This is a genomic window from Peribacillus sp. P4_B1, assembly GCF_056402395.1.
Genome location: NZ_JBFUHM010000021.1, coordinates 70,689 through 83,499 on the forward strand (window position 1 = coordinate 70,689; position 12,811 = coordinate 83,499).

Below are 12,811 nucleotides of genomic sequence, written 5' to 3' on the forward strand. Positions count from 1 at the left end.
AGTTTACTCAATCTGTATTGGAGCCAGGGCCGTTCTTTCGTTTATTCGCAGAATATTCCTTACCATGTGCTTCATGTTCTGCAATGATGTCCGCTTTCGGAATATGGTTATTCTTTTTCGGTGAAGCGATACGGTTGCGATGTTTTTTTCCCATGATCTATCTCCCCTTCATCCAATGCTATTTAACTTGAGCTGTTTAATACGTGCTAATGTTAGCTTGTCCGATTATTCCCGAAAATACCGGCAAAATAGGCACTTCATAATAAAGGAAAAACCATCAAAGAAACAGAATCATTAAAATGGATAAATGGGGAGGGAATCATATGTTTCCTGTATTGTACACGAAAAGATTACGGGAAATTCGTGAAAGTGATGCGGAAACTATCTTCCAATGTTTATCAAAAGATGAAGTCACCCGCTTTTACGGTCAGGATTCATTGAAAAATATCGGACAGGCGAAGGATATTGTAGCTTCTTTTGCGAAAAACTATCTTGAAAAACGGGTGATTCGATAGTACATTCGGTTTTCATGCCCACGGTCCCTAATACAGACGGGCGGAAATAGGATATGAGGTCAGTCCAGCACATTGGCGCAAAGGATATGCGTAAGAGGCTGTTAAAGAAATAATCGCTTAGGTTTCAACGGCCTTGCATCGGCGCGGTTGTTTCTCTGGGAAACCTGCCATCAAGCGATCAGCTTTGGTTTCATCCAGGAAGGAATATTCAGAAGTTATATGTATCAAAGAGGCTCCCTCATGATACATATGTCCATTCCTTGCTGAAGTAAACCCCTAGGTAAAGAGAGAGTACCCCAGAAACGGATATACTTAGGTTCCTCACTATACCAACTGTTTCCTGCCGTTGGTAGTTAAAGTCAAGTTGTTTTTTCTGCACAGTGAATCATTTAACAACGGCATTCATTTTTTCATATGGATAAACCAATCCTGGGTCCATACTGAATTGGTCAAAAAAATGATCTTCAAAAAATTGTTTAATTTGCATTAATTCCGATGGAGTTGGAAAAGAGGATACCATAATTACTGGAATTTTCTGAAATCCGATAATGTCTTCTTCCGTCGAAATGATTAAATCAATCTCTTCATACTTGTAAATCAATTCTTTGCTGGAGGGATCGAATGTTGAAATCCTCACCTGATTTCCGTAGTGATACTTTAAAACCTCCCTTATATAATCTTTTTCGGTATATGTACGACAAACTAAAGCAACTATTATTGTGTGTTGATTCTTATTTCGCAGAATGGCTGCCTGAAGGAGTGAGAATATTTCCAAAACATCCAGTTTCTTAAATTTAAGCGGCACTGTCAAGAAAGATTTGGTAGCCAGCTTCTCTATGGTCTGAAAAATTGGATTATATTCATAATAGGGAAGATATTGTAACATGGAATTCCTTACAGTCTCCATTTCAAATTCTGTTTCAAGTGAAATTCTCTTTAATGTTTGGTATAAATGGAACAGGAAGATATCATCTTGTGATAGATTAAAACAAACATATTCAGAAAGGGAATCCAAAAATTGAGTCAACGGAAACCCTTGTTTACTTTTCATTCTGTTTCGAAGGTATCGAAGATGTTGTGATCTATTAACTGGTTTTTCCTCACTCATGAGATAAATCGATAAGTAAAATATTTCCTGAAGTTGGATATCTCGTGTGGGGCATCTTTCCATATAATGTCCTAGTTCTTTAGAGAAATCAAAATACTTACTGCCTTCGTAATTCATTAAGACTGATTTTGGATAGGAAACAAAATACCCCATAGTAACACGAAGATTAGATATATATAAAATCATTGTAAGTCGGTGTAAAGCACCAGTCCGAAATGACATCGAATATTTCGAAAACAAATGAAGTAACGTTGTTTGAAATTCCTTTTCATCGAGAGAATCTTTATCTGTATAGGTTTCCAATGTCGCAAAATCCAAATTTTGCATGATAAAGCGCCGGATTTTCTTTTCTTCCCCTACTAATTTGAATGGGCTAGCAGTTAAGTTTACACCTGCTTCCCGTACTACCTCCTGTAATTTTTCAAGGTGACGATATGCGGTGGAACGACTAATATGCACCTCTTGAGAAATCTGTGAAATATCAACACCATCATTCAAAAGAATTAACTTTAATATGTGAAAATAGGAATTCTTTTCTCTTATTTGCACCAATAAATTTTCTAAAGTACCATTTTCAGGTTTAATAAGACATATTCCAAGACTTTCACTTTTCTCAAAACCCCATCCCTCGGGGATTAAAGTCTCCAGGAATTTTAAATCACGTCGGATTGTACTTTTTGAATACCCTGTTTTATCGGATAATTCAGCTAAGTTACTCCATTTATTATCCTTAAATAAATGAAAAATCACGTCTGAATAACGTTTATAAAATCGATTCATACTATCACCTCTTTACCTGTCCACTTAATAAGACATTAGCCCTAAACCCACTTACCCTTTACCCATTAAATACTTTAGTAAACTCCCTAAATGGTCCCGTTTTCATCTAAACCTTTTCTTTTTTGGAACACTAGTTCAAATATGAATTGGTATATACCGCTTTTGAACTCTCCCCGATAAGGTCATTATTATGATTTTCTGCTGTTAAATTTGTAGTTCGAAGAAAAAGAATCCTCTATTCCAAACCCGAATCTAAATAATTGGATTAAATGTTTAAAGATCATAATGAAAGAGACTTTTAAAACCTTTCTCCGGAACTAAGTGCTATGAACGTTTTAGAGAAGCGCCAGCAATGATATATATGTAAGAAAAAGGAAACCAATATTGACCTATTTTGAAGGGTCTACGGCTTCCACAACGATCATAAGGGCTATACAGTTTTCCTGTACTCACTTCGTTAGAAAAGGAATATACAAAAAAAGGCCTCATTCACGTTTACAGGAAGCCAGTATGCATCGAATGACTTACCAACTTGTTAAAACGAAAATGAGGTGTCTATTAAGAGCCAGTGTAAAAGAAAAAGCGAAACCGAGCATTTTACCAGGTACACTTGCCCGATTTTAACTAGACACCAATCATAAGCACGGATGGGTTAACGGATAGGCTGTTTTAGCTAGCTACGTATTGGACATCCCTTGAGCCTTGTAAAGTCGTCCATTCAAACGATAGCCAATGTTCTTTCAGCTTCGGCTTGTTCAATTTAAATTGACTTATCGTCACTTTAAAAAAGGAGAAGAACACGGATTGATCGGGGTTTATTCGATCATCTAAAAAATGATTAGCCATAGGTTTTTTTTCATGGCGCATCCACTAAATTCCATTTAATCCTGCCCTGATAATCACCTATATAGACAAAAGGTTCCATTTTTAATAATATCCCCTGATTTTCTCGCCACTGTATGGATATCTCATCCATACTTTTGGTTGTATGTTCAAAAACATTCATGGCAACTCCTAGTAACATTTTTTCTTCTTTTCCAAATTCATCAACAAAAGTTAAGGCATCTAATAAATAATGTCCGGCTCCATCAGAAAAATCTTCACTTAAAGTAGCCGTCAGCCGCCACGAACTGCCGGTACCACGAGTATCCTTCACGCGAATATCCCAATCGGAATTTCGTTTTGCAAATGTCGGTTGATTTGGAATTTCCATGTCTACAAAACTAACATCCGTAGCGACATTGGTGAAACTAACTTGTCCAATGACGTTCAAGGTGAGTTTTTCCACGTTTGATCGCCTGCCAGTATCATCCACACTGTAAACATATACAGTATGTGTCCCTACTGATAATTCATCTGCTGGAATGGTATGCTCGTATCTGACTTCTTCCCCTTTATCAGCAACATTTGCTGCACCAGATGCAAATTTAATTGGCTCACCTTTATCCAACACATAGTATAGGTCCACTTTGTCACTATCTGCGTCACTCCATGTCCCTTTTATTGTGTAGCCACTTCCTAAATCAATAGATATTTCCGTATCAGCATCAACAAGTGTAAGAGATGGCGGTTCTACAACAATGATTTTTAGTGTTGCTACATTGGACTTTGCTCCATTTTCATCCGTTACATACACTTCAAAAGTGTTTTCCCCCATATTTAATTGGTCTTTTGCAAGGAGAAAACTCCAGTCGGCACTATCGGAAGACACATCTTTCTCTTTTTCTTCAGATTGGATTTCCTCTGAATTCAATTCATAGTAAAAAGTGCCTTTAGAATCATCACTGTCTTTCCAGGTTCCTGTCACTTCATAATCTTCACCTTCGGATACGTAAACAGGGCCAGCGTCATTTATTGCCACTTCCGGTACTTGATTAGGCTGGATTACATAATCAATCGAATTAGTATCAATCACCATGTTATCTCCATTAAACCTAGCTGTTTCGGTAACTGAGGCAGCTTCCGTTGTTGCATTTACTTTCACTTGAAAAGTGACCGTCGCTGCATTTTTAGTGGAATCCATATTTGGAATACTAAGTGCCAGCGATTGACCTGACCACGAATTATCATCTAATGCGGCAGTCTCACCAGAGGTTGTCAATGTCATGGAGCCTGGGATAAACGTAACATGATCATTCAAGACCGTGTTCAAGATGATATTTTTCCAATTTTGTAAACCGCCGTTATATTTCGCATAAAGCGTATAGGTTAATACATCACCTTTAAAAACTGAAGAGCCCTCTCCAACAACAGAATCATCCTGTCTCGTTATCGTTTGCTCAACTTCTGCATTTACTAAATCCGGTATTTCATCAAAAGCGACACGATTGGTTTGCTTGTAAGTAGGGCCTGTTGAACCAGTGAATCCCCAATAAACTTTTGTAGAGCCAAAAACATCTTGTGCATTTACAGCAACTGTAACTGGATTTACTCCTTCTAATTGATACGTGAGTGCTTGGCTTGCAGCATCCCATCTCACTTCGAATTTACGCCATGTACCATTTGATAACAGACCAGGATACTGAACGCCAGTATTACCCTCTACGTTATTATGTTTCATGGTTCTCCTATTACTTTGTACCGGCCAAACACCAACGGAATAATCTATATAAGTATCAGCTTTCCCTGGATACCCCCATGCAACATGGTCATCGTTAACATTAGTATCAAAATAGCTAGTATCACCGTTATTTTTATAGGTATCAAACTCAACAGCAAAACTTTTTTGAATGCCAGATGTTTTCGATCCATTATAGCCTTCGTCTGCCCAAACCCCCAAGCTTGCCCCAGATTTTGCTATAGCATTTACACCTCTTGAATCATTATGCATCACAAATGCCATACCATCTGCCGCATTATCCCCATTATTCCCAAAATACAAATACATAGAGGCTGTAAAATCTTTGGTCAAATCCATTTTAAGATCGTCGATTGACCAAATTGCCCCCTTTTGATTTGTGGTTCCAGGGGTTACTGAAACCAGATAACTGTTAATGATGGAGCTATTTGATCCTGTTGATGGAGTGGTAAATAGGCCATCCAATATAATACCGGATGGAGGATTATCTTCTAATGGACCGGCTGCCTCCACTTTAATGGATTCCACTGGATCCAGCCATTGAAGACTTGAAAAAAACAAGCCCATAATAATGAGAAATGAGAAAGTGATTCTAGTGAATATTTTACTCTTCTTCATGCTTTTCCCCGCTTTTTTTCCTTCTTAGTAGAATAATGACCAGTATGATTAATACCGCAATTAGCACGCCGATCCCTGCAAAAATAAGTGTATAGTCTTTTTCCAATTCAACTGCTTCTTTATTTAATTTCTTTGAATCATCACCTTTAATCTCAAACATTTTGTCAAATTTCCAGGTTTGATCTCCGTCTTTTGCCGTTATATATATATGGTATTTGCCAGGCTCTAACGCTTGATTATCCCAGCTAATAGGAAAATCGAAATTAGAATTCGGTGCCATGGATACGCCATTCTTCTCTGAAGAGTGAAGAATCTTCCTGTTTCCTTCTTTCGTAATTCGAGCATTCACTTCCAAGTTATTGACAATCATAGCTTCCGTGTTTTGCAGATTCGCAGTCACCACTGTGCGATAGTTCATCAATCCTGCTTGAACTTTATTTAACTTTAGATTGGGTTTTACCCTTTTATCCGTTTCGGTCAATTTGACGCCAATCACATACGAAAATTCATTGTTGATTTGAACATTATCATCTTCTTGTTTTTTGGCGCCTTGATTTATTTCGTACACATAGAATCCACCCAAAATCACTCCATCAAATGGTTCATCTGGCATTTGAATCGTAAAAGGCACTTTTTTCGTTTGATTTCCTTTTAACGTTACTTTTTGTTTTGGGGAAATGAGATCAGAAAATGCATACTTTAATGAACGATCTTTTTTTTGATTATTTTTACTGTAATCAATCACTCCATTTTGATTGGTTACGGCTGTATTCGGTTCAATCATTAAGTCGATTTTTTCACTCGAGTTATTCTTCACTGTTAAAGATATCGTTTGTTCGGCCCCCGGTTTCATATACAAGTCAAAGTAAGTCAACTTCTTATTGATTTGGTTTTTTGGAATATTGGCCTTGATTGAATATTCCATGGTCCCAGCAAAGGCTGTTTCATTCTGGGAAATGATTCCTAACCCAATCAATAAGGACACAATCAAAATAAATAGCCCTTTTTTCATCTATATCCCCCTCTAGTTTCAACATGATGTGATATATATTAATGGGACTTGGCTTACATAATTTCTTATAAAGCCAAGCCCTATTTGAGTATTTAGCTAGGTGCGTTGGTTAATTCCCATGTTACAGTACCACTGTAACTTTCGGCTTCAGCTGAGCCAGCCAAAACTTTTAGTTGCACATTACCATTATCGCCGTCAGAACCTGAAAATACGTCCAGCCATGTTCCGCGGCCAGTTTCTAAAGGTGCCTCCATGAATTTTTTTGAATCACTATTATCAAATGTAACGTCATAAGCCGTTGGCGGTTCAGAAACATTTGATGATTGTGATTTTACTTGTCCATTTTTGAATGTTAACTCAGCCCCCTGTAAAGACTCCCCAGTGCTATTTTTTAATTCAGAAGCCTTTGCTGTCAAAACCCATCCTTCGCCCGTTCCGCGTTTATCTGAAACTTGTACATATGGGTCTTTATTATTTGCGTTATATGTAGTGTTCCCACTCATAATTTTTTGGGTTCCGAATTGGATGTTGGAGACATAGTCCAAAGTTAAAGATCCACTATTTCCCGTTCCGCCATTGTCTGGATCTATAGGATCAATCGGACTCGATGGATCCGGTTCATCTGGATTGACCGGATCTACCGGCTTGGTAATCCCCTCATCCGGAATAAAATCAATATAATTTTTGGAAATAGCGCTATTCACGACAGCTGCTTCCGCTGAATTTGTCGAAAAGATAAATCCAGCCAGAATCATACTTCCTGCCACTGACAGGGTAATTGCTTTCATCTTCCTCACCTCATGGTTTTTTATATTATTGTGGTGCATCCAATAGACTCCAAGTCAATGTTGAGACATACTCTCCAGCTAAGTTTCCTGCAGGAACATGTATTTTCAAGTTGCTAGGATCAAATTGATCTACCCACGTTCCCATTCCTTTTGAATCTTGAGCAGACATAAGGATTTGTGGTGCAGTTCCTTCAGAATCAGTACCTAATTGTACTTCCCTTAATTCTGGTGCAGGTGAAACATTTCCTGGAGTTGTAACTGCAGTCCCGATTGGAAGTGTAACAGTGGCACCTTTTAGAATCATCGTTTCATCAGTTAGATCCTTGAATGGTGAAGTTGAGACCTGTAATGTCCACCCAGCACCAGTACCACGAATATCCGTTATTTGAACGTTTGGTTTTTTTGTAGTTGTTGAATATTCCACAGCTCCACCGGATAATTGGTGGGTATTAAATTCTAAAGGCGAGACATTATCAATTGTTAGCGCCCCTGTATTTCCTGTTTCCCCATCCGGTTCACTAGGAACGATCGGGTCAGTTGGACCTGTTGTTTCATCTGCTGGCATTATTGTGATATGGCCATGTGAAGTGGCTCCTTTACCGTTTTCACTTCCTAATACTTCAGTTGGATCAACCGCGCTTGCAAATGCAGGCGTCACGAATACCAGCAAGGCTGCCGCTGCCAGTCCTTTAAATAGAACCTTTTTTACATTCATTTTTTCAATTCCTCCTTAATTTTTATGAAGATTTAAATGCCTACTAAATGAAGTTGCAACAATACCTTTCTTGAATCCCTCTAGAAACCCCTTAAAACGCTGAACATACCTCTTATATTTTCACCATCTCCATTTCTCCTGTTGTAGGTTGATAGGCTGCAGCATCAATAGCTGGGACTACCAATACCTTTCATACATACAAAATGCCAATCACTAGAATATTTACGCCTTAATAAAAATGAGTTTCCTAAGTTATCAAGTTATCGAGATAGGGTACGGAACAAGAACGGTTCTTGGCTCAACTTCATGAAAATCATTATATAAGTTAAAAATTAAAACATTGTTTCAATAATGAATTTTGCTTTTCCATTTAAGAAACTCCATTTAAGAAACTCATGATTTTGCTTTTCTTAGTGACTTACAAGTTGTTTTTTGATGCATCAAGTGAGAAAGAAAGTTCGCTATAATTATAGAAAGGGGTTATTGGTTGGAATGAAAGGGGAAGAAGTCGGCACAAAGTTTTTTTTTTAGAAGATGGAGATTCAGAAATGGATCTTAAACCATATACGAATGAGGGTGTTTGCGGATAGGCGGCCGCTACTTAACGATTAATAAAAAAGTTAACCTGCTTCAGGCTAACCTTCATTGGAAATTTACTTATAGCTACAAACGATCCGTGGCATCTTGACCTACTGTGATCTTCCTAGTTTTCTACATACCCTCATTTCGAGAACCAGTAAAAGTTGTTCACATAATGAATAAATGTATCGTTGTACGTCAATTTCTATACATATCTACTTATCCGAGTCAAAAAAAGCAGTGAATGGATTTCCTTAACACCCCAAATTAGCCACCAAAAAAAGCCGCCACAACATGGCGACTTCCATTTCACGATTTAGGTGACTACAAGATAGTCCATCAAGGCCTGCTGCAGCGTACCCTTTGTTTCTGCTTTACCATCTAACTGAACCCCTGAACGGATCATCTTGATAACAACCTCTGGGCGTAATCCAGTCACCACAGCTTTACACCCCATCATTGCCGTTCCATCGAGGATTTTCATTAAATCAGTGATCATTTCAACTTCCATTTCGATGATACCGGACAAATCCAAGATCAAGGTTTGTATCCGAAGTTTACCAATCTCCATCAATACCTTTTCTTCGATTATCTGTATCCGTGAATAATCGATTGTCCCAATTAACGGAAGGACACAGGTGGTGGAAGTGATGGGAATGATCGGGACGGATAGATTTTCCACCAAGTTTTGCTGGGCGAGAATCAATTTGTCTTTGTAATCGGAGTAACTTACGAAAAAGGATTTAAGAAATACATCAACCTTTTCATTCACTATTTTCTCTAAATCAAAAAAGACCTTGGAATCCTCAATAAACGCTTTCTTTTCTTGTTCGAACTTATAAAGAAAGGTCCAAAGCGTTCTGCGGAGGGCCTGAATCCATTCCAGCTTGAATGAAAGCGTCAAGGAGTGGGTTGCCCACGTAACTCCCTCTTGTTCGGCAAAGGCAATCAAATCCGTTTCATTCTGCTCCACTATATAACGGACGAGCTTATGTGCATTATTCAAAAGATCGACATTTCCAATCAGCAGGATTTCTTCGATTTTATCCCTGACATTGACCGCTGCTGATAAAAGATATTCTTCAAACTCACTTTTATTCTGCAAAAGGAATTCCATTATTTTATCTTCATCATAAACAAAACCCACTCTTCTCCACTCCCTTTTTTGTAACTTTCAACTGTGATTTTTGTTACTATTAGTTTCTATAATGATGGAGTTTTTTCCTGCAAATTGCTATATATTAAAGAGTTGGCGGCAGCATATAATTTAAATCCTGCTTAAATCTCCTCGCCTGAAAATACATTCTTCGATGCGGAGGAAAAAATCAGATGGGTGGACGATTTCCCGTATTTAATGGCCTCATCGACGAATTCTTCCAGTGTTTCCATGGAAAATGTACTTATTTTAATAAGATAACTGTATTGACCGGCTAACCGGTGGCATTCCAGAACTTCAGGATGACTCAAGCTAAAATGATAAAAGTCTTTACATCTATCCGTTTCGAATAAAATGAATGCTGTTATGCTCCTATCAAGTTTTTCTAGGGATATTTCCGTTTTATATCCTTTTATCACTCCGCTTTCCTCTAATTTATTAACACGTTCTTTCGTTGCTGGGGCTGTTAAGGTAACTTCATGTGCCAGTTCTTTCATGGACATGCGCCCATTATTCTCCAGCAAGGAAAGTATCTTTTTATCCGTTCGATCCAATTCGATCACCCTCACTTTTTATTATTAATAAAATTCACCTAAATACATTATAAAATAAATAGAAATGAAATGATTACATAATTTATCGTATGTATTAAGGAATTAGCTTTTTATATAATAAATACAAATATAAATAAGGGGGATACACTATGAAAAAAGTATTGATGCTGCTATCCAATGGATTCGAAGCGGTTGAAGCAAGTGTGTTTACAGATGTATTAGGCTGGAATAAATTAGAGGGTGATGGTACGACTGATCTGGTTACAGTAGGACTTCATGAACAATTGAAATGCACATGGAATTTCATGGTGCAGCCGGAATTGACCCTCGATCAAGTGAACCTTGATGACTTCGATGCTTTGGCCATTCCAGGAGGTTTTGAAGAAGCCGGTTTCTATGATGATGCATATGATCAGAGGTTTCTTGATGTTATTAAGTATTTTCATAATAAGGACAAGATCATAGCAACCATTTGTGTCGGTTCTCTCCCACTAGGAAAAAGCGGAATATTGAATGAAAAAAAAGCCACTACATACAATCATCCAACAAGTAAGAGACAGGGTCAGCTAAAAGAATTTGGTGCGATTGTCGTTAATGAACCGATTGTCGTCACGGACAATATCATTACATCCTACAATCCTTCCACAGCATTCGATGTTGCCTTTACGCTCTTGGAAATGCTAACTTCCAAAGAAAATTGTAAACATGTGAAGGAATTGATGGGTTTCCATTAAATAGGCCTTCGAAACCTACACGATTTGGATGTTGATTTTCGCTCAAGAAACTCTCTTTCCGCGGGCGGTCGGGGAGCCTCCTCGGCTTGCGCCTTCGGGGTCTCGTACACCCGCTCCAATCAACTTTGTTACAAAATACAGATGGAAATCATACTTGGAGTCGAAGGTGTTACTTTAGGTCAGTTGGTTCAGGAACATTATTTAAATGCGTTTTCCGAACTCTTTCTCCTACAGTCTTTTTAAAATAGAAGGATGAAAACTTGAAACATGGAAGATATCAAAGCAATTATGAAGGACAACGGACCGTGAAAGTAGCGGCAAAAAGAGGTACGGAATGGTCTAATTCCAAACCATGATTTTAAAAGAAACCTTTGGTTATGTTTATTACTATTTTATACGGATGAAACCCTTAAAAGAGTGAAGAAATTTGCGACACTCCTGCCGAATAACTGGCTAGCCGAGACCCCGCAGCCGCTTGCGGTGAGGAGGCTTGGCAGACAGTCGGCGGAAAGGGAGCGGATTTCTGAAATCAACTGGATCTTTTTTTCAAAAAGAAAAAAACTGCAGGCAAACTCGTTTTTTTCGAGTTCATCTACAGTCAGGGGTTCCGAATGAATTCGGAACCTTTTTCAGGTTACTTCCAATAAGCCAATGAACGGGTTTTCATGGATTCACGGAACTGTTTTGTTGATTCTGGCAAGACTTTATTCGTTGCATAATCGATGATTACACCATGCTGGCGAATGACATCCAAACTATCCAGCTCCCCATTGGCGAATTTATCTTCAACGATTTGAACGTTTTCCTCAAGCCAATGTTTGCGATTGTTCCTGTTATTTTAAGTATGCTTACACAACAATATTATTTATCAGGTGTTTCCAATGTGCCCTCCTCACTGTTTTTGAGGTAAACTTCAGAAATTCCATTCATGCCTTCCAATAGTTGTTCTTTAGTATAGTCCATACTGCCAACCAGTTTATTTTGCCTCTTATCATTATTCTCTTCTACAAATTTTGATTCTGAATCCGCCACATTTTTCACCTCCATCATTTAGGATGGCGAATAAATATTGAAATATGTATGATGATAATGATAGACACCTTGCTCTAGGATAAAATAACCGTTTTAGTAAAAGCTTTTAGATCAAACATAGACCATTCATTAAAATTGGTCTATCATATATGCAGGAAAAGCGCATTTTTTGAATATTTTTAAAAAATCAGCTGTTTTCATGAAGCTAAAGGGATATACTATAGGATAGCTTTCATTACATTTTTAAATGTATTTTTTGTGTCACACTTTGTGTAATTTTTTACAAGTTTTTCTATTTACATCAACAAAATGCTTATTGCAAAGGAGAATTGGATATGTCAGAAACGATTACCCAATCACAAACTGAACAAATTAATGCACGCCAAAAACAATTAGATGTACTGGACCAATTATTAAAGCCCGAGGTTCAGGAATCCTTGAACACTTTAGTTGAGCAGTTACCAAAACTGACTGAATTAGTGAATATTTTAACAAAGTCTTATGATTTCGCTCAATCTGTTGCGACTGATGATGTTTTGAAAAATGATACGGTCAGCGCCATTTCGGAGATCGCTACACCTGTAGTGGGCTCAGTGAAAGGTCTTGCAGCTAACGCCATCGAAGCTAAGGATCGTGCAGAAG

13 protein-coding genes are annotated in these 12,811 nt (G+C 37.9%); 4 read left to right on the plus strand and 9 right to left on the minus strand.

Annotated elements, in window-relative coordinates; all coding sequences use genetic code 11:
* Positions 1-7 precede the first annotated feature (7 nt).
* The gene (locus tag AC1DVK_RS14080; protein WP_100298038.1) at positions 8-154 is read right to left on the minus strand and encodes a hypothetical protein; all 147 of its coding nucleotides are present in this window, start codon (positions 152-154) and stop codon (positions 8-10) included.
* Positions 155-323: 169 nt separating this feature from the next.
* On the opposite strand from AC1DVK_RS14080, the gene AC1DVK_RS14085 reads away from it, so the two are divergent.
* Positions 324-515: a GNAT family N-acetyltransferase gene (locus AC1DVK_RS14085; protein WP_289319646.1), complete on the plus strand. Its 192-nt coding sequence runs from the start codon at positions 324-326 to the stop codon at positions 513-515.
* Positions 516-900: 385 nt separating this feature from the next.
* On the opposite strand, the gene AC1DVK_RS14090 is transcribed toward AC1DVK_RS14085, so the two are convergent.
* From AC1DVK_RS14090 to AC1DVK_RS14120, 7 genes are all read right to left on the minus strand, one after another.
* Positions 901-2,403 carry a BglG family transcription antiterminator gene (locus AC1DVK_RS14090; protein WP_477626730.1) on the minus strand — a complete coding sequence of 501 codons (1,503 nt, stop codon included), beginning with the start codon at positions 2,401-2,403 and terminating at the stop codon, positions 901-903.
* Positions 2,404-3,259: 856 nt separating this feature from the next.
* The gene (locus tag AC1DVK_RS14095) at positions 3,260-5,599 is read right to left on the minus strand and encodes an L-type lectin-domain containing protein (RefSeq protein ID WP_477626731.1); all 2,340 of its coding nucleotides are present in this window, start codon (positions 5,597-5,599) and stop codon (positions 3,260-3,262) included.
* Positions 5,586-6,611 carry a WxLIP family cell surface protein gene (locus AC1DVK_RS14100; protein WP_477626732.1) on the minus strand — a complete coding sequence of 342 codons (1,026 nt, stop codon included), beginning with the start codon at positions 6,609-6,611 and terminating at the stop codon, positions 5,586-5,588. The genes AC1DVK_RS14095 and AC1DVK_RS14100 overlap by 14 nt, the downstream gene beginning before the upstream one ends.
* A gap of 92 nt (positions 6,612-6,703) precedes the next feature.
* Positions 6,704-7,399 (minus strand): WxL domain-containing protein, encoded by a 696-nt coding sequence (locus tag AC1DVK_RS14105; RefSeq protein WP_477626733.1) that lies wholly within the window; start codon positions 7,397-7,399, stop codon positions 6,704-6,706.
* 25 nt (positions 7,400-7,424) lie between these two features.
* Positions 7,425-8,114: a WxL domain-containing protein gene (locus AC1DVK_RS14110; RefSeq protein ID WP_477626734.1), complete on the minus strand. Its 690-nt coding sequence runs from the start codon at positions 8,112-8,114 to the stop codon at positions 7,425-7,427.
* Positions 8,115-9,009: 895 nt separating this feature from the next.
* Positions 9,010-9,840: an STAS domain-containing protein gene (locus AC1DVK_RS14115; protein WP_410861580.1), complete on the minus strand. Its 831-nt coding sequence runs from the start codon at positions 9,838-9,840 to the stop codon at positions 9,010-9,012.
* 131 nt (positions 9,841-9,971) lie between these two features.
* Positions 9,972-10,403, minus strand: a complete 432-nt coding sequence (locus AC1DVK_RS14120; protein WP_410861581.1) for an Lrp/AsnC family transcriptional regulator — start codon at positions 10,401-10,403, stop codon at positions 9,972-9,974.
* A gap of 149 nt (positions 10,404-10,552) precedes the next feature.
* On the opposite strand from AC1DVK_RS14120, the gene AC1DVK_RS14125 reads away from it, so the two are divergent.
* Both AC1DVK_RS14125 and AC1DVK_RS14130 read left to right on the plus strand, forming a co-directional pair.
* A complete protein-coding gene (locus AC1DVK_RS14125) occupies positions 10,553-11,137 on the plus strand; it encodes a DJ-1/PfpI family protein (RefSeq protein WP_477626735.1) in 585 nt (194 codons plus the stop codon).
* A 417-nt stretch (positions 11,138-11,554) separates the two neighbouring features.
* Entirely contained in the window at positions 11,555-11,752 is a 198-nt protein-coding gene (locus AC1DVK_RS14130; RefSeq protein WP_477626736.1) for a hypothetical protein, read from the plus strand.
* Positions 11,753-11,998: 246 nt separating this feature from the next.
* On the opposite strand, the gene AC1DVK_RS14135 is transcribed toward AC1DVK_RS14130, so the two are convergent.
* Entirely contained in the window at positions 11,999-12,169 is a 171-nt protein-coding gene (locus AC1DVK_RS14135) for a hypothetical protein (RefSeq protein ID WP_155727412.1), read from the minus strand.
* 335 nt (positions 12,170-12,504) lie between these two features.
* Between AC1DVK_RS14135 and AC1DVK_RS14140 the strand changes: the two genes are divergently transcribed.
* Positions 12,505-12,811, plus strand: a 307-nt coding sequence (locus AC1DVK_RS14140) for a DUF1641 domain-containing protein (RefSeq protein WP_477626737.1), incomplete at its 3' end; no start/stop codon positions are given.